General features: G+C 37.8%; 17 protein-coding genes. 11 read left to right on the top strand and 6 right to left on the bottom strand.

The genetic code is table 11. From position 1 onward, the window contains the following. Positions 1-144 precede the first annotated feature (144 nt). Entirely contained in the window at positions 145-1,137 is a 993-nt protein-coding gene (locus B3E92_RS21715; protein ID WP_286898290.1) for an ADP-ribosylglycohydrolase family protein, read from the bottom strand. 178 nt (positions 1,138-1,315) lie between these two features. Here B3E92_RS21715 and B3E92_RS21710 point away from each other — a divergent pair, with 178 nt between their 5' ends. Further along, the gene (locus B3E92_RS21710) at positions 1,316-1,762 is read left to right on the top strand and encodes a hypothetical protein (RefSeq protein ID WP_286898288.1); all 447 of its coding nucleotides are present in this window, start codon (positions 1,316-1,318) and stop codon (positions 1,760-1,762) included. A gap of 109 nt (positions 1,763-1,871) precedes the next feature. Here the strand turns inward: B3E92_RS21710 and B3E92_RS21705 are convergent, their stop codons facing one another. Then, the gene (locus tag B3E92_RS21705; protein ID WP_286898287.1) at positions 1,872-2,903 is read right to left on the bottom strand and encodes a hypothetical protein; all 1,032 of its coding nucleotides are present in this window, start codon (positions 2,901-2,903) and stop codon (positions 1,872-1,874) included. 215 nt (positions 2,904-3,118) lie between these two features. After that, entirely contained in the window at positions 3,119-3,268 is a 150-nt protein-coding gene (locus B3E92_RS21700; protein WP_159332799.1) for a hypothetical protein, read from the bottom strand. A gap of 28 nt (positions 3,269-3,296) precedes the next feature. On the opposite strand from B3E92_RS21700, the gene B3E92_RS21695 reads away from it, so the two are divergent. The 3 genes from B3E92_RS21695 to B3E92_RS21685 all read left to right on the top strand — a co-directional run bounded on the left by B3E92_RS21695 (position 3,297) and on the right by B3E92_RS21685 (position 5,903). Beyond that, complete coding sequence (locus B3E92_RS21695; RefSeq protein ID WP_286898285.1) at positions 3,297-3,464, top strand: hypothetical protein; 168 nt, start codon at positions 3,297-3,299, stop codon at positions 3,462-3,464. A 295-nt stretch (positions 3,465-3,759) separates the two neighbouring features. After that, a complete protein-coding gene (locus B3E92_RS21690) occupies positions 3,760-5,223 on the top strand; it encodes a tetratricopeptide repeat-containing sensor histidine kinase (protein ID WP_286898284.1) in 1,464 nt (487 codons plus the stop codon). A gap of 14 nt (positions 5,224-5,237) precedes the next feature. Beyond that, positions 5,238-5,903, top strand: coding sequence for a response regulator (locus B3E92_RS21685; protein ID WP_286898282.1), 666 nt, complete (start codon positions 5,238-5,240; stop codon positions 5,901-5,903). Between the two features lie 248 nt (positions 5,904-6,151). On the opposite strand, the gene B3E92_RS21680 is transcribed toward B3E92_RS21685, so the two are convergent. After that, a complete protein-coding gene (locus B3E92_RS21680; RefSeq protein WP_286898280.1) occupies positions 6,152-6,640 on the bottom strand; it encodes a tetratricopeptide repeat protein in 489 nt (162 codons plus the stop codon). Positions 6,641-6,872: 232 nt separating this feature from the next. Here B3E92_RS21680 and B3E92_RS21675 point away from each other — a divergent pair, with 232 nt between their 5' ends. From B3E92_RS21675 to B3E92_RS21665, 3 genes are read left to right on the top strand one after another with little or no spacing between them, the layout of a single operon-like run. Next, entirely contained in the window at positions 6,873-8,993 is a 2,121-nt protein-coding gene (locus tag B3E92_RS21675) for a phospholipase D-like domain-containing protein (RefSeq protein WP_286898279.1), read from the top strand. An 11-nt stretch (positions 8,994-9,004) separates the two neighbouring features. Continuing rightward, on the top strand, positions 9,005-9,976 hold the full coding sequence (locus B3E92_RS21670; protein ID WP_286898277.1) for a hypothetical protein: 972 nt from the start codon (positions 9,005-9,007) through the stop codon (positions 9,974-9,976). 5 nt (positions 9,977-9,981) lie between these two features. Further along, entirely contained in the window at positions 9,982-10,428 is a 447-nt protein-coding gene (locus B3E92_RS21665) for a thermonuclease family protein (protein ID WP_286898275.1), read from the top strand. Between the two features lie 164 nt (positions 10,429-10,592). On the opposite strand, the gene B3E92_RS21660 is transcribed toward B3E92_RS21665, so the two are convergent. Together B3E92_RS21660 and B3E92_RS21655 are read right to left on the bottom strand one after the other, a co-directional pair. Then, positions 10,593-11,543: a hypothetical protein gene (locus tag B3E92_RS21660; RefSeq protein WP_286898273.1), complete on the bottom strand. Its 951-nt coding sequence runs from the start codon at positions 11,541-11,543 to the stop codon at positions 10,593-10,595. Positions 11,544-11,646: 103 nt separating this feature from the next. Then, positions 11,647-12,507, bottom strand: a complete 861-nt coding sequence (locus tag B3E92_RS21655) for a hypothetical protein (RefSeq protein WP_286710166.1) — start codon at positions 12,505-12,507, stop codon at positions 11,647-11,649. 358 nt (positions 12,508-12,865) lie between these two features. Here B3E92_RS21655 and B3E92_RS21650 point away from each other — a divergent pair, with 358 nt between their 5' ends. From B3E92_RS21650 to B3E92_RS21635, 4 genes are all read left to right on the top strand, one after another. Next, a complete protein-coding gene (locus B3E92_RS21650) occupies positions 12,866-13,312 on the top strand; it encodes a nuclear transport factor 2 family protein (RefSeq protein WP_286898271.1) in 447 nt (148 codons plus the stop codon). A 786-nt stretch (positions 13,313-14,098) separates the two neighbouring features. Continuing rightward, positions 14,099-14,701 (top strand): DUF6088 family protein, encoded by a 603-nt coding sequence (locus B3E92_RS21645; protein ID WP_286898269.1) that lies wholly within the window; start codon positions 14,099-14,101, stop codon positions 14,699-14,701. A 4-nt stretch (positions 14,702-14,705) separates the two neighbouring features. Then, complete coding sequence (locus B3E92_RS21640; RefSeq protein ID WP_286898267.1) at positions 14,706-15,710, top strand: nucleotidyl transferase AbiEii/AbiGii toxin family protein; 1,005 nt, start codon at positions 14,706-14,708, stop codon at positions 15,708-15,710. A gap of 120 nt (positions 15,711-15,830) precedes the next feature. Then, complete coding sequence (locus B3E92_RS21635) at positions 15,831-16,358, top strand: hypothetical protein (protein ID WP_070562058.1); 528 nt, start codon at positions 15,831-15,833, stop codon at positions 16,356-16,358. Positions 16,359-16,800: the final 442 nt, after the last annotated feature.

The raw sequence follows: 16,800 nt of genomic DNA, 5'->3' as shown, positions 1-16,800 counted from the left end.
CTTTCTTTCGAAAGGCAGCTTGTAGCCGTTTTGTATTATAAGAACAGCTGTCGATGTAAAATTGTTTTAAAAATAAATGTTTCGATGTTTTAAATTGACATTTTTGAAATAAGCTCTTACTCGTTAGACATTATTATCGAATTTCTAATTTAAATATCTCTTCACTGTTTTTTCTATTAGCAATTTGATATCATCATTGCGGGCGATGCTCAAAAGCCAATCTTCAGGTATACTTTCCAGCCCATAGTACAAACCAGCTAATCCGCCCGCAATCGCAGCCCCGGTGTCTGTATCTTCACCAAGGTTTACAATAGATAATACAGTGTCTTTATAGTTGTCTTTTTCCATAAAAAGCCATAGGCTTGATTCTAGACTATCGATCACATAACCGCTGGACCTTAATTGATTATGTGTCTTAGATCTGATGTCATGCAAAATGGTGCTATTAAAATGAATTATTTCCGACTCAGGGAAATTGATGTCCGTCCAGAACTTTGAAACTTGATTCCGCATTTCAGCATAAGCCTGCTCTTTGGCCAAACCTAGCAAAATGAGCTCGGCTAATTTAAGATAGATAAAACATGCCATTGCAGCGCGTATGTGCTTATGCGTTAGGGCGGAAATTTCCCAAATTTTCTCGAATTGTTCCGACGGACTAAGTCCCTTGATCTCAAATAAAAGGGGTAATATTCTCATTAACGAACCATTGCCGTTGTCTTGTTCTCTCGCCCGATATTTTAGCAAATGTAGCTCTCCGATTTGCCCGGATCCGATAATATCTTTAAGCTCACCGATCGATTTAGCCGTGGTGATACCGATATCAAAGACTTCTCCTCTTGCTGTCCACAGCTTACCTTCCTTCCAAGCTATAAATTTTTTGGAGATATCTACCAAATCATATCCACCTAACAGCGAGTCTGCAAGACACAAGGTTAAAGATGTATCATCTGACCAGGTACCCATAGGTTGATTATGGCTGCCAAATCCGATCATTTCGGTAGCTGGATTTTTTAGCATTTCTTCTTTCGACCTGAATTCAAATGGTACACCAAATGCATCACCAACTGCGATGCCAAACAATGCTCCATACATTTTATTTTTCGCTTGATTAGCAGCTGTATTAGACTGTATATTCATAAATAATTTGATCGTTGATTCATATCAATATAATAAAAAATATTCACCTCCCTATTTCCGCCATTCACCGAGTTTTCCCGATCGTTAGTCTAAAGCCCATAGGCTAGGGGCGTATTGTGTCGTAGTTTTGAGTCAACAAATAGGAACAGATAAACTAACACTATAAAATAAAGACATTATGAAAACGCTAGTAAAAACATTCGCCGCAGCAGCCCTAATCGCAGTATCTACATTCGCTATGGCAGCTGAAGGGCCTGGAGCAAAAGCAACAAAAGCTAATATTAACCTTTCTACAGCAGATTTCACTTTAGAACACTACGTAGCGGTAACTACAGAGGGAGAATCAGCAGGAGTAGAGCAGTTATTTGTAGCTGATTTTAATCAAAAGATCCAAGCTTCCAATGCGCAGTCTAACCACCGTAGCGAAGTGGTTAAATCCTTGAAAAAACAAAAAGGCGAAAAGCTAAACTGTACAGTTAGCACCGGTATCATCGAGGAATCGGCAGACTATATGGTTGCTAAAGTGATTTTGAAATTTGAGGATTTCACCAAGACTGATCTGGTTACTTTGGAGCGTGTGGGCAATGACTGGAAAGTTTCCAAATCGATCAATTCGTATAAATAGAATTTTACAACTGGTGGTTTGGCGTTAATACAAGACAAACCACTAGTGAATCATATGTTTATTTAAGGCCACGTCATAAGATGTGGCTTTTTTTATGCAGCTAAGGAACCTATTCCTTTTGTTTCTGCATTATTCCAAATTGAACATGTTGATTGCTGTCTGGCGTTATACTTACATAGGTGACCCAAATATGTTTTGTCACAGCTTTTAAAGATTTATTGAGTCTGACTGGGTGATATCCCGGGCCTGTAAAAAACTCAACTTCATTGTCGATTTTTGAATACCAGATATTCCCAATGTCTTTCACCCTTAAGATGTCAGGCGGTGTGATTTTACGAAAATGCTCTAGTCTATCCTGATCTAATCCAATAACCTGATACGCTTGTGTTTTGTCTTGGCAATCGACCTGAATATATTTTTCGCCATCCCAGCACATGCAATCTTTAGGAGTCAAAAAATGTATTGTAATAAAAATAGCAATAATGAAAGAAGTAGCTCCGGTAAATCTTAAGGTATGTCTATTTAAAAATGGTTTTTTCTGCGAGCCTGATTCATTTTTATTTCTTTGGCTTTCATCAACCCCTTCTGAACTAATTAACTTACTTGTGTCAACATGGTCTATATCCACATTGGTTTTCTGATGATCTCCTTTCGAAATAACAGACTCGTTTTGGCTATTACCTTCTCCGTTAATAGATGTGGATGGGCCCTTTTTAGCATCATCTTCAACAGGTGGATCATTCTTTTCTAAAGGTGGGTCATTCTCAATTTGTATGGGCTTATGATCATAATTAAGGCGAAATGGACGCGGTTGATAATCCACAAGTACAGCTAATAATTTGACAAGAAGCTCATCTGGGTTTTCTGTTTCCCGTAAAATAAACTTCTGTAAAGCTCTTAACCATCCTGTTTTATAATTGTAGATAGCATCTTCTAAACTTTTCTCCTTTTTAAGTGGATCAAAGAATTTTTGTAAGACCTGAATATCGGTTTCTGGTAACCCTTCGGATAATCTAATTAAGCAGTAATCTCTCAAGTTTGCAGGTGAGGGACTGGCCAATAATTCATCCATTTCTTGTTTGCTTTTCTTTTCCTCATAGAGGGAAAGGACCCTTTCTTTAAATATGTTAAACGTCGGCATGGCTACAAATTTAGGTTCTATTTCTATCAGTATTTACGGAATCCCGTAAGTCAACACCTTATCAATATATCGGTATTTATCGAATTTTTAGAATTCTATCAGTCTTTCCCGTATTGTCGGAATCATTTGATAAAAAGGGTTTTAACGGCTATAACTTTGTTCTCGAAGTCAGATGATAAATCGATTAAAATATAAACTAAGATACTAATCTGATTTCACAATGAGAAGATCTCGCGGTAGTCTTTAGCCGGTTTGGGAAGCAGCTTCTGCCTCCCGCGATTGACACTCTTACTTCCCAAAAAATTCAGAAGGCCTTCTGAAAACATCTGTAGCAATCCCGTGCATGGAGCACGGGGACTACTCATTTTTTCAACTTTTTAAATTTTTTGAATCATGTGGAGTTTAATATTATATTTTCTATTTGGAATCGGTCAACCTTCTAATTCGCAACCCAGCACAGGAACACCAACAGTACAAACGGCAGATGCACCTCCTGTGGATCCGGGGGATCATGGTGGAGAAACAGAAACACCCCTACCTCCTCGACCTCCAAAATCATAATTTTATTTTAAAAGGCAGCTCAGGCTGCCTTTTGTATTAATAAGGAATTTTTATTATTTTCGGGAAAACAGATCCATTGAAGCCTTTTTTTATTTTCCTATCAATATTAACTTTTTTTTCATGTTCGCGAAAAGAAGATCAGCCGTCAAATAAAGTTAATTCTATTTATTATGATAAAGCATACAGTTTTTTAGAAAAAGGGTTAACAGATAGCGCCTTTTTAGCTTTTAGCCAAGTTAAAGACCTATATGCTGAGGCCAATGACAGTCTAAACATTGCCAATTGTTTAATTATTATGGCTGTTATTCAAAAGGATGGAGGTGATTACTTCGGTGCTCAAGAAACAGCATTGCAGGCCCTTGGATATATGGACACTAAGGAGTCTAAATACAAAGTTTACCTAAGTACCAATTATAATAATCTGGGTGTTGTTAGTTCTGCTCTCGGTCAATATAAATCAGCATTATCTTTTTATGAGTTAGCTCTCAAATTTTCAAATGACTCCAATAATACATTTAGCTATCAAAATAATATAGCGCATTGCTATCAAAATATCCGGCAGTATGATAAAGCTATTGCAATCTATGAAGGTTTACTTGTGAAAACTAAAGATAATCCGAAGCGCTTCGCTCGAATCCTATCTAATTTAACGAGAACTAAATGGCTACAACGAAAGGACTATCCTGCCGAAGATGAATTATTGGAAGCTATGTATATTCGAAAGAAGGAGAAGGATAACTGGGGTTTAAATGCAAGTTATGTACACTTAACTGATTATTATACCCTTAGCGATCCGGTCAAAGCTCTTTCTTATGCAGAGAAGATGTATGAAGTTGCTAAAGAATTAAAAAGTGCTGATGATCAGGTTTATGCCTTGGGCAAATTGGTGGAGTTGACTTCCTCCAATGAGGCAAAAGATTTTTTTAGAGAATATCAACATCTTTCCGACAGCATCCAACAAGCCCGAGCAGCCGCCAAAAACCAGTTTGCCCTAATCCGCTATGAAGTCGAAAAAAATAAGGCCGATAACCTCCGGCTGGAAAAAGAAAATTCCGAAAAGCAAAACCGTCTTGTCAGACAACGAGCCATTACCGGCGCAAGTATCTTTTTATTCCTATTAGCTGTTGGTGGGGGAACGCTTTGGTACAAAAGGCGTAAGCAACGTCTAGAACTCGAAGCACAGAACCGCGTCAAAGAGACGCAGCTACATCTTTCCAAAAAGATTCACGATGTCGTGGCCAATGGCATCTACCGGGTGATGTCGGAAATCGAACATGGCGATGAGGTGGACCGCGATGGTGTGCTCGATAAACTGGAAAATATGTACCACCAGTCGCGCGATATCTCGCACGATGTTGAACAGAAAACGATCACAGAGATACCTTATAACGAGCAACTGGCCAGCTTACTCAAATCCTTTGCCGCTGACCATCGGAAGGTATTAATCGCTGGTAATGACGCCGAACAGTGGGACGAAATCAGCAAACGTATCAAGGATGAAGTCAAACATGTGCTTCAGGAGCTGATGGTCAATATGAAGAAGCATAGTCAGGCCGAACAGGTCGTCGTACGTTTTGAAATAACAGACCAAGAGCTCAAGATATTCTATAAAGATAATGGTGTAGGGATCCCACAAGAAAAATCGAAAGGAAAAGGTCTAGCCAATACGGTTTCCCGTATTGAAAGTCTTGGTGGTAAAATTACCTTTGACAATGAACCGGGAAAAGGACTTAATATTACGACCGTTATCCCATTATAAAAAGACAATAATGTATGTTTAAGAAAGTACTCATTGCCGAAGACCACGAGATAGCCAACATTTCTGTGCAGAAAACCCTGCACGACCTCGGTATTCACAATACCAAATACGTTTACTACTGTGACCATGCGTTGACCTGGATCAAAAATGCCATCCGCGATGGCGAACCATATGACCTACTCATTACGGATATCGAATTTGAAGATGATGATAGTCCGCAGGAGATAAAAGATGGGCTCTCACTGATCAAAGCTGTCAAGGTTGTACAACCAGACATTAAGGTTATTGTGCTGACGGCCAAGGATCGCTCATCTTTGATCAATGAGATGTTCAAAAACAACGAGATTGATGGCCTTGTCCGCAAAGCACGCCGTGATGGCCAGCATCTGCGCGAGGCATTGCAAGCTGTTGATCAGAACCGCACGTACCAATCGCCCGACAGTAAAAAATTTATTCAAGAGCAGAACTCGCACGAGTTTACGCAGTTTGACCTGCATATCATTAAACTCTTGTACGAAGGTGTATCCCAAAAGGAAATGCCCGAGTATCTCCAGCAACGTGACATTCGTCCGTCGAGCCTGAGCAGTATCGAGAAACGGCTCAACCTCATGAAGGATGTACTTGGATATACTAAAAACGAACAGCTTGTTGCGTACTGTAAAGAATTGGGCTTTATATAACAATCGCCGATATTGGATTACGGTTTACCGTAAATTTTCTTGGGTTTATCGTGCTACTTTTGTGAAAACAAGGTAAATAATGAGGTAGGATTATTTGCTGAAAACGATATCTAATGCATTCAAGATATTTAGTGCCATATTTTAACCGATAAAATGATGAGAAAAGGCTATCGTAGGATAGCCTTTATTTGTTTCATGATTATCTGTAAAAGCTGGACTCATAAGTAGCCGGGCTGAATGCACTATTTTTAATCAGCCTGATTTGAAAAGGTATTGATTGAGTTTAGCGCATAGTAAGCGATTCCATTTTCGGGATATTCTTGCAGGATCTCTTCGTAGAGCGCTTTTGCTTTTTCGGCTTGCCCCATCTGCGCATAGCAGAATGCAATATTACAGAGCGCCATTTCCCGATAGCTCATTTTTGAAGCGCTAAACAGGGTAACTGCTCGATATTTATCTAGCCATTCTTTTTTTGTAAAGAAATCGACACTCTGTTTAAAATATTCAATCGCACCTTTAAAGTCATTCTGTTTGACCGCTTTCATTCCCTTTTTGTGGCTCTTTGGAATGAGCTGTTGCAATGCTGTTACTAAAATGAAAAAAAGGACTGAGGCGATCATCACGCCCTCAAGTTGGAATAAGAATAAGGAAGCTACCACCAGGACTATCCAGAAGACAATCAGTATTAAAACAGCTGGCCAGGACACTGACCTTACAATAGGAACATTTGCACTCATATAGATTAATAAATTGCTGATTGTTATTTTTCTAAAGGTATCAAAAATCTCAAGAAATTCTCTCCTCTTAATTTCGATTACCTTAGGTTTTAAAGATTTTTTTATCTGATGTACCTCCTGAGGCGTCTTTACGGGAAACCGTAGAATCTCGGTTACGGTTTTTGATAGTTTTGAATCGATAAAGCAACAAATAGCAGAAAAGTCAATTAACCGTATTTAACTGAAAAACACTATGAACACAGATCAATTGATCCAAGATACACTCTCCGATAGCAGAGTCATCTACGAACGTATTAGGCAAGAACTTTCTAAAGCTCGATCCGAAGTTCTGATAGCAATGGCCTGGTTTACCGACAATGAGTTGTTTGACACAGTTCAGGGATGCCTTGATCGTCACGTTAAAGTTTCTATTATTATCTCCGATCAGCCCGATAATGAAAAGCTTGATTTTTCACTTTTAGAAAAGCAGGGGGCTGAAGTAACCAAGGTTAAGAATGTCGGCTGGGGAATTATGAACCAAAAGTTTTGCGTGATCGATCAGAGCGTAGCCATAACAGGCTCCTATAATTGGAGCAACAACTCCAAAAGTAACAACCATGTCAGCGTCATAGTGACCAATTACCCGAAGACCATTTCGGAACTTACAGAAACTTTTCATGGAATCCGCAACAGGGCCATACGAATCAATAATGGTGAATCCTTAGAAGATATCATCTCATCTGAAAAACTAGAAATACCCATGCAGACAAAATTGGAAAACCAAACCTCAAGGTACAAGGTGTCATCGGGCAGTGATCTCAATTTTCAGCAACAGTCTTTAAAAGAGTTCAAAGATGTTTTAGACAATATCATTGCCTCGGAGGTAGGCTCTTTTGACAAAGATCTGGTCAAACAGAGCGGATATAACCGAGCCAAAGAAAACAACGGGGATCATCAGATACTTCACCAGGCGATGGACAGCCTTTACTCTAATTTTATCAATGAAATTGAAGTCATTGCCGAGAAGAAGGAGCGTTTGAAAGTCCGTATTGACGAACAGCAAAAGGTGAGTACGACCAATATGGAATTTAAGACCGAACAGGAAGTCGAAAAGATCAAAACCAATACAGCCTTCGATCAGCAGAACCTAGATTCGGATATCAGCATCTTGACAACAAAAATTGAAGAGAAGCGCATGCAGATCAGCTCCAACAATAATACCAAGATACCATTTTTAGAAAGCAAGATCGTAGCGCTACAGCAAAAGATTAGGGAGCTTGAGGTGGAGTTTGTAAAACCCAGTATCAATAAACCTGTGATGGCCATATTGATAGCAACTACATTGCTGCTTGCCCTCTATATCTTTGTATTCTATTCTTCGGTAGCCTATATCTTTGTTTTTTCGAAAGAAGATATCAATAAAATGATTTTGATGGGAGCTGCCAATATTGAATCACCTGAAGTATTCAATCCACATGCGATCTCCAAAATAGGGCAAAAGGGATTGGGGGGAATACTATTCCTTTTTCTTTTTGTCGCCATTCCCCTAGCATTAGGGATGTATAAAGTGTTTAAAGACCTATTTGATTCGAAAGAAAAAGTAGAAAAATCCAATAGGAGTATCTGGCAGAAAATTAAAGGTGGCTTTATTGATAATCTAGGAATTATTCTTATTATCGTCGTCGATATCTTTATTGCCTATAAGGTTTCAAAAAATATCAATGATATTGAGCTGTTGACCAATCAGACAGACCAGCATCTTACCTTGTCAACTGTATTCAGGGACAGTAATTTTTGGCTCGTATTTATCCTCGGGGCTTTGGGCGTTTTTCTATTTGGGTTCTTCTTTGAAAAACTATTGGCTCAGATCAACGAGCGTAATCTATCCTTCCAACAACAGAAAAGCAAACATATTGTACAGAGCCATCAGGCTGAAATCGAAGAATACCAAGAACAGATCAACAAAATCCAGCTTGAGAATGATGCATTGCAGTCCGAACTCTTTGCATTGCAGGTCAACAAAGAAGAGAAAATAACGCAGGTGCAGCAGCTGCCCATTCAACAGAACGAGCGAGTCGGAAGCTTACAGCATCAATTATTGACCTTCAAAGAGCGCATCAGCAATATCGGACAGATTTATAAGAGCCAGATTGACAATGATAAGTTGCCTATTTCCAAAGCCGAGATGGAAAATAGGGTCAATATCTATATGGAAGGATGGAGCAAATATTTATATGAAGTATATGCGATCCTAAAAGCCGAAAATAAAACCCGTGAAGCCGTAGGGGAATGTGAGGCTTGGCTGTCGAATCTAGGATTGCAATCTGATATCAAACATGAACTTTTAGCAGATCTTACAGCTTTTAACAACTAATCCATCAACCAATGAAAGTAACTAACATCTTGCCATTAGCCATTTTACCATTTTTTGTTGCTTGTATGAATGACGGTTCCTCCAAAGAGGAGGAGCTGCCCAATAATCAAGTGACGCTCAAAGACTATAATATTATTATTGCTCCAGATCTCTCCAACCGGATCAATATGGCGCTTTATCCCAAACCGATCCATGATACGGTTCTGATCAGCAGTTTAATTGGCCATAGCAGTGATCTGCTGACTTTGAATACCCGTCGTTCAGGGCAAGCCGATATTTATAAAATTGACTTTATCAACCGTGGGATATTGAACGGAACATCATTTGAGCCTAAGAAAATGACCATTGATTTTAATCGATTTGAAAACAACCAAATGGATCGGGTCAAATACATTCGCCAAGGATTGAAAGCTGACGAACAGCAGTTTTCTGACGAAGTGAAAAGGGTATACGACTATTCATTAAAAAATCAGACGGGCGCCGATGTCTGGAATTACTTCAATGAAACAGTAAAAGCCTCCCTGGTAGATGCTTCCCCAAAGCGCATAAAAAGTGATAACAATATACTTGTTGACAAAAAAAACAACAATGTCGTTTTACTGTTTACGGATGGTTACCTTGAGAATGCCAATAAGGGAAAGGGCTATCGCTTAGACCCTGCATTAATTGCTAAGATCCGCCAGGACTTTAAAGCAAGTAGAAAATCTGATCTAGCTGCATTTATTAAATCTGATTCGGCCTATGCGCTCAATAAGACAGATTTTAACTTAAAAGATGTCAATATATTTATTGCCGAGCTTGTTGATCGATCCTTGGATAAATATGGTGTTGCAAAGGAACAGCCGACAGATTTTCAGATCATTAAGGTTGTTTGGGAAAAATGGCTGAAAGATAGCGGTTCGCCCAATGTTAAAGTTGTTCAGGCGGTCAACACCAAACAGGAATTTTACCAAGAGTTTGAACAGTTTCTTAAAACACGATAGGCCACATGAAAAAATGGGTAAATATAATGATCAAACTGGGCGTAATTGCCCTGTTTTTTCTGATCGTGTTTTTGATGAGCTGTTCACATGCCGAACGCACGTTTAGATCAGTAGGTTTTTTTGAGAAAACTAACCTTCCGTATATTGAGGAAGTCAGGGTTTACAAAGTTGTAGACGGCGACACATTTTGGGTTAGGAACCGTCAGGGGAATAAAGTGAAAATTAGACTGATCGGTATAGACGCACCTGAGGATAGAAACGCCTTCCATAAAAAGAAACATCCATTTGGAATTGTCTCCAAAAGGTATCTAGACAGTTTGATTCTCGATAAGAATATTCGATTGGAATATGATGTGGATTCACTTGATCGTTACGGGAGGACTTTGGCTTATGCCTATCTTCATGATGTTTTTATCAACGAGAATATGATCAAGAATGGCTATGCTTATTGATGACAGTACCACCCAATGTAAGGTATTTAAATAACTAGTGATCTGCCAAGATCAGTTTAAGGTTAGATCACTAGTGAATCAAATGTTTAAATTTAGTTTAGAAGCCAGGTCGTGAGATCTGGCATTTTTGTCATGCAATGTGCGTTACTCGTTGATTGCGACCATCAAACTTTAAATTCTGGTGCAATCATCACTTTTTCCTCTTTCACATTATTCAGAAAGTCACTATACTTTATGGGCAATTTCTTACGATGAAAATAAAAATAGAAGTCAAATGAACCAGCCACGATCCCTTTTCCTGGCACGTATACAAATCTGTCAATACCTCTATCTACCTCCAGCTCATGGTCATGCGTATGCCAGTCTGTATAAGTCCAAAATTGGTAACCCATTTTACCATTTTTAAACTTGACGATCTTAGATAAATATTCTCTTCGGTCTCTTAGATAATCGAAAGTAGGATAGTCGTAAGGGGTATTGCCGATAGTGTAAGCAGGAAATTCTTCATGCGGAAATCTCTTTTTAAAAATAGCTTCCATTTCAGTAATTTTAATAGGCTCTTGCTCAATATTTATTGTCCCAAATATATTCTGAAAAATGGAAGGCCTATTTCTGACGGCAAAAAATTGTATAAGACAATGTTTGGACGAATAGTATTTGTTGCCAATTTTCCGGATAATTTGATATTCGTCGAAATATTTAGTTTTTGCACCGTATGTTTTATCAAAATCAGCGTATGTATTGGCCCCTAATAGCCTTTTAAGGTATTGGTGAGGTATTGTATCATTTTTGATACTATCTAGATGAATTTCAGTCCAATCACGGTTCCCTTCCAAATCTGGAAGAACGGCAATAAGAATTAGATTAAGGTCTTTTTGCTGGTCCAATTTATTTCGATCTATAGCTATACCATCAATGAACGTCAGTGAAAATAGCTCAACGCTCTTCTTGATACCATACAAGTTATCTGTAGATAATTTGTAATTATCTAAGATACAGCCCTGTGGCTGATCAGGTAATAAGATATATTTGACGTTGGCAGATAAACTGAGCGAAACAATTAATAATGGCATCAAAAGCCATAATCTGAACCGTTTAATTATATGTTGTTTCATCTTTTCTTTCGCTATGGTTAATAACTCTATTTTTCTCCGCTTCGCTAAAATCATTTAATGAACCGACTTTGGTGAATAGCATTTTTAATGTGATGAGCGATCATTAAACTTTAAATTCTGGCGCAATCATCACTTTTTCCTCTTTCACATTATTCAGAAAGTCGCTATACTTTATGGGCAATTTCTTACGATGAAAATAAAAATAGAAGTCAAATGAACCGCCCACGATCCCTTTTCCAGGCACGTATACAAATCTGTCTATTCCTCTATCTACCTCCAACTCATGATCATGCGTATGCCAGTTGGTATAGGTCCAAAACTGGTAACCAATTTCGTTATTTTGGAACTTGATGGTTTTTGACAAATATTCTTTCCGATCTCTTAAATAATCAATAGCGCTACTGTAGGAATAAGGTGTGTCGCCGATCGTATATGGTGGAAAGTTAGTGCCGGGGTATCTCTTTTTAAAAATAGTTTCCATTTCTGTAATCTTGAGCGGTTCTTGCTCAATATTTATTGTCCCAAACACATGCTGAAAAATGGAAGGCCTATTTCTGACGGCAAAAAATTGAATTAAACAATGTTTAGACGCAAAGTATTTGTTGCCAATTTTCCGGATAATTTGATATTCGTCAAAATATTTAGTTTTTGGACCATAAGGGTCATCTAAACCTGAAAGCGTATTTATTCGGAATAATCTATTTAATACCGAAGTAGTAATAATGTCGTCTTTAATAGTATCGAGATTAATTTCTTTCCAATCTGTGCTCCCTAACAAATCGGGGAGGACAGCAATAAGTATTATATTGAGCTGCGTGTTGGCATTAATTTTATCTTTACTTATTGAGTCCGGTCCATTATGGAATGTGAGTGTAAATAACTCTACATTCTTTTCTATACCGTATAGTTTTTCTGTTGATAATTTGTACTGATCAATTGAATAGTTCTCCGGCTTATCCGGCATAACAAAATATTTTGGTCGGCTAAATAAACTAACATTGACAAATATAAATGACAATAAAAGTAATAATCTGAACAGTTTAATTACATGTTGTTCCATCTTTTCCTTCTCTATGTTAATAACAGTATTCTTCTCAGCTCCGCTAAAATCATTGACACCATCGGCCTTGGCGAATCGCGTTTTTTAATTGTTGTTAAAAGATAATAAAAATAATTTCACTTTCCTCGCCGTTCCATTCCCGCCATTCACCGAGTTTTCCCGATCGTTGGTCTAAAGCTTGTAGGCTGGGGGCCTATTGTGTCGTAGTTTTGAGTCAACAAATAAGAACAGATAAAAAACTAACACAATAAAAAAAGATATTATGAAAACGCTAGTAAAAACATTCGCCGCCGCCGCCCTAATCGCCGTATCAACTTTCGCTATGGCAGCGGAAGGACCTGGAGCAAAAGCAACAAAAGCAAACGTTAACCTTTCCACAGCAGACTTCGCTTTAGAACACTATGTAGCGGTAACTACAGCGGGAGAAACAGCAGGAGTAGAGCAGTTATTTGCAGCTGATTTCAATCAAAAGATCCAAGCTTCCAATGCACAAAGTAACAGCCGTAGCGAAGTGGTTAAATCCTTGAAAAAACAAAAAGGCGAAAAGCTAAACTGTACAGTAAGCACCGACATCTTAGAAGAATCAGCTGATTATATGGTAGCGAAAGTGACTCTAAAGTTTGAAAACTTCACCAAAACAGATTTAGTTACCTTGGAGCATGTGGGGAATGACTGGAAAGTATCCAAATCGATCAATTCGTATAAATAGTATTTAATAACTAGTTGTCTGCTCGGACAGATCGGTAGCAGACAACTAGTGAATCATATGTTTATTAAGGCCACGTCGGGAGATGTGGCTTTTTTATTTTGTCATGCAATGTGCGTTACTCGTTGATTGCCGATCAAGGTTTTAGTTCAAAAAAGTATGTTAGATGATTGGTATGATATGAAGAATAAGCCGATAGTTTTAAAAGTGTGAATCTGTTGGTAGTTAGTGTTTTAGATGTTTTTTTTGAGTAGGGGGAGTTCAAAGACGTTTCCAGTTGTTCGGAATTTCCGAACATCCACTCCGCACTGTTCAATTCTCGCTAAAACGAGACTCGTGATGTGAAATTTAAAATTAGTAATTCAAGACTGAATTCTCTACTTTTAAATGCTCCAGTTTTTTGGGGAGAGGTCAGTTTTTCCGAATCCAACTTACGGAATATGTGGTATTTTTACCAGACCTTTCCCGACTTGGACCGATTCTCTACGCAACGCGTAGAGAATCTCCAATCCGTTACGCACTGCGTAACGAATCTCAGCTGGACAATAATCCAGCGGATTTATTAAAGCCTCCTATATTACCTAGTTTCTGTATATGCCCGAAGATCTGACTGTAAATGACAGGAACTTCAAGTTAGGAAAAAGATTAGGGAAAGAAATAGTTGTAAGTGCTTGCTCGGAATTTCTGACATACCACTTAATTTGGCGCAATCGAAGGTAAATACTATACGATAGATTGTTTTGTTGTAACAAATATTTACTAAATTTGTTACAGATTAAATGGTTTTTAATGTCAGAAACATCTAGAAATAAGATAGAAACAAAGATTTTTAAGTCTTCTCGCGGCGAATTTTTTTTTGCAGATGATTTTAAGAATTATGGGACACCAGAGAATATCAGGTTGACACTTTTCCGCCTGGAGAATAATGGACTTATTGAAAGATTGGCTCATGGTATTTATATTAAACCTAAAAAGGACCCTTTATTGGGTACAATATATCCTAGTGTTGAAGAAATTGCAAAAGAAATTGCAAGGCGAGACAAAGCTCGTATTGCTCCGACAGGTGTATTAGCGTTGTATTTATTAGGGCTGACTACGCAGGTGCCGCTAAAAGCCGTTTATCTAACAGATGGTTCACAGCGGGATATTAAAATAGGTAAGCGTACAATCAAATTTAAACGTACTGTACCCAAAAGCTTTGCGATAAAAGATGATTTATTACAGTTGGTTGTTTCAGCTTTTAAAGAACAAGGTCAAGAGGGACTTTCCGAAGAATTCTTAAGCATGATCAAACATTCAGTCAAAAAGATAGAAAAACAAATTCTTGATTCTCAGTTGAAATATGCTCCAGTATGGATCCAGAAAGAAATAACTAAGCTTTACCAATCCTAAAATTATGTGGTTAAATCTTAAGACAGAACAAAAGAGGCTTGTATTGGATCAATTGAGCAATATAATGGGATTGCCAGCTTTTGTTATTGAAAAAGATTGGTGGGTGTGTATTGTTCTGAAGGCTGTTTTTGCAACAAGATATGCAGAGTCTATTATTTTTAAAGGCGGTACGTCTTTAAGCAAAGCGTATCAGTTGATAGACCGTTTTTCAGAAGATATCGATTTAATAATCGACCGACACCTACTGGGTTTCGACGAATTAGATTCAAAAACCCAGATTAAAAAACTGAGAAAGGCCTCCGGAGGTTTTATTATCAATGAGTTTAGAGAGGAATTGATTCTTCAATTGGAAAAATTGGGAGTTCCTAAGGATTTCTATGAAATTCGTTATAATACTTATGTTGACGATACTAGCGATCCTAATACGCTGGAAATTTATTACCAACCGATAGCGCCAGTCGGTCACGCATATATCAAGCAAAGAGTACTCTTGGAAATGGGGGCCAGATCGCTAACTGAACCGTTCGAGACACAACCGGTCCTATCTTTTATAGATGATAATTATAAAGATTCCGGGTTTGCTCAAGCCGCTTTTAATGTTAAAGTTGTAATCCCTACACGGACTTTTATAGAAAAGGTTCTCTTATTACATGAAGAGTTCTCTAAACCGATTGACAAAATCAGGACAGATAGGCTTACTAGGCATTTCTATGATATAGATAAGATTATGAATACTGATTTTGGAACAGAAGCCATTAAAGACGAAGAATTATTTAACACAATAGTCCAGCATCGAAAAACAGTCACATCACTTCGGGGGATTGACTATTCCAACCATCGAAAAGGGAGTTTAAGTATCCTTCCGCCTGAAGAGATAATAAAAGAGTGGGAGGCGGATTATAAAATCATGCGTGAAAATATGATAGTAGGAGAAAGTCTAACATGGGCGGATCTTCTTAAAAGCATCAAAGGAATTGAAGATAGCATGAACAATTACATGAAGAAATAAAGCGATTTAATTTGAAATATACCTTCTTTGAATAATAATAGAGTCAAAGTCCATAAGCATAGTAATTCTTGAAGATGGGCTATTTTTCATTGCAAGAACTATTTTAAGATAAATAAACAAATGGAAGCAGTCGAATTTGTTGAAAGTTTGAGAAATATTTATATCGATGCTAGTCTACTAAAAAAACAAGGCTTGTCAGACGAATATATTGAGCATATAAAAAGAGCGTATATCGTTATGCCAAAAGAGCGAACAATTGTATCTCAATATTCAATTATTGAATTGGTAGAAAACTATGACTGTTCGCATTTAGAAATTGGAATGGTCACCTTTGAGGAAAAAACAGAAGAAATTAGCAATTTTATATACTTTGGAAAGGCTTATGGTCATGATTTAGCAATTGATACTACTACTGGGGCCATTGTTGTATTGGAATCTGGATATGACAATCTACTTTTTAAGTGCGCTCAAAATGATAAATCCTTTTTATCTTCCATCTTTAATGTCGCTCTTTATCTTGAAAGAAGGGCGGTTGAAGAAGATTTGTATGTGAATATAGAATTGAACATTCAAATGGCTGAAGAATTGGGGGACATTGCAGGAGGTAAACTATATTATGATTTTTACAAAATGATGTTAGGTGTATAAGACTAATTATAGTCCATTTAAAACACCTATTCATGGTGTTAGATCCTATCTGACAATAGCGAATTTTTCCACGGTACGATTGTTTTCAATTTAACCACTAATGCCCTTGATTAACCCTGATCAATAGTTTTCATAAAGTTGTTCCAATAAGAAAGGATATTTATTTTGCACAGCATCAATTGAAGCGATATTTCGAACGATAACTTTCACCTCCACATTCCCGCCATTCACCGAGTTTTCCAGAGCGTTGGTCTAAAGCCCATAGGCTAGGGGCCTATTGTGTTGTAGTTTTGAGTCAACAAATAAGAACAAAAAACTAACAATATAAAGTAAAGACATTATGAAGGCATTAGTAAAAACATTCGCAGCAGCAGCTTTAATCGCCGTATCAACATTCGTTATGGCAGCTGATGGACCTGGTGCATATTCCGGTGATGTTGAC

The sequence above is a fragment of the Sphingobacterium sp. UBA6317 genome, from assembly GCF_002440385.1.
GTDB lineage: Bacteria > Bacteroidota > Bacteroidia > Sphingobacteriales > Sphingobacteriaceae > Sphingobacterium > Sphingobacterium multivorum.
Note: the sequence above shows the minus strand (reverse complement) of the source record. Positions and strands in the feature narration are given on the sequence as shown.

Bases quoted from the DNA above. Each gene is read 5' to 3' on its own strand.
- B3E92_RS21645 (WP_286898269.1), top strand. From the start codon at position 14,099: ATGTCAGAAACATCTAGAAATAAGATAGAAACAAAGATTTTTAAGTCT.
- B3E92_RS21670 (WP_286898277.1), top strand. From the start codon at position 9,005: ATGAAAGTAACTAACATCTTGCCATTAGCCATTTTACCATTTTTTGTT.
- B3E92_RS21715 (WP_286898290.1), bottom strand. From the start codon at position 1,137: ATGAATATACAGTCTAATACAGCTGCTAATCAAGCGAAAAATAAAATG.
- B3E92_RS21690 (WP_286898284.1), top strand. From the start codon at position 3,760: ATGGCTGTTATTCAAAAGGATGGAGGTGATTACTTCGGTGCTCAAGAA.
- B3E92_RS21640 (WP_286898267.1), top strand. From the start codon at position 14,706: ATGTGGTTAAATCTTAAGACAGAACAAAAGAGGCTTGTATTGGATCAA.
- B3E92_RS21665 (WP_286898275.1), top strand. From the start codon at position 9,982: ATGAAAAAATGGGTAAATATAATGATCAAACTGGGCGTAATTGCCCTG.
- B3E92_RS21705 (WP_286898287.1), bottom strand. From the start codon at position 2,903: ATGCCGACGTTTAACATATTTAAAGAAAGGGTCCTTTCCCTCTATGAG.
- B3E92_RS21700 (WP_159332799.1), bottom strand. From the start codon at position 3,268: ATGAGTAGTCCCCGTGCTCCATGCACGGGATTGCTACAGATGTTTTCA.
- B3E92_RS21675 (WP_286898279.1), top strand. From the start codon at position 6,873: ATGAACACAGATCAATTGATCCAAGATACACTCTCCGATAGCAGAGTC.
- B3E92_RS21660 (WP_286898273.1), bottom strand. From the start codon at position 11,543: ATGAAACAACATATAATTAAACGGTTCAGATTATGGCTTTTGATGCCA.
- B3E92_RS21695 (WP_286898285.1), top strand. From the start codon at position 3,297: ATGTGGAGTTTAATATTATATTTTCTATTTGGAATCGGTCAACCTTCT.
- B3E92_RS21635 (WP_070562058.1), top strand. From the start codon at position 15,831: ATGGAAGCAGTCGAATTTGTTGAAAGTTTGAGAAATATTTATATCGAT.
- B3E92_RS21685 (WP_286898282.1), top strand. From the start codon at position 5,238: ATGTTTAAGAAAGTACTCATTGCCGAAGACCACGAGATAGCCAACATT.
- B3E92_RS21680 (WP_286898280.1), bottom strand. From the start codon at position 6,640: ATGAGTGCAAATGTTCCTATTGTAAGGTCAGTGTCCTGGCCAGCTGTT.
- B3E92_RS21650 (WP_286898271.1), top strand. From the start codon at position 12,866: ATGAAAACGCTAGTAAAAACATTCGCCGCCGCCGCCCTAATCGCCGTA.
- B3E92_RS21655 (WP_286710166.1), bottom strand. From the start codon at position 12,507: ATGCCGGATAAGCCGGAGAACTATTCAATTGATCAGTACAAATTATCA.
- B3E92_RS21710 (WP_286898288.1), top strand. From the start codon at position 1,316: ATGAAAACGCTAGTAAAAACATTCGCCGCAGCAGCCCTAATCGCAGTA.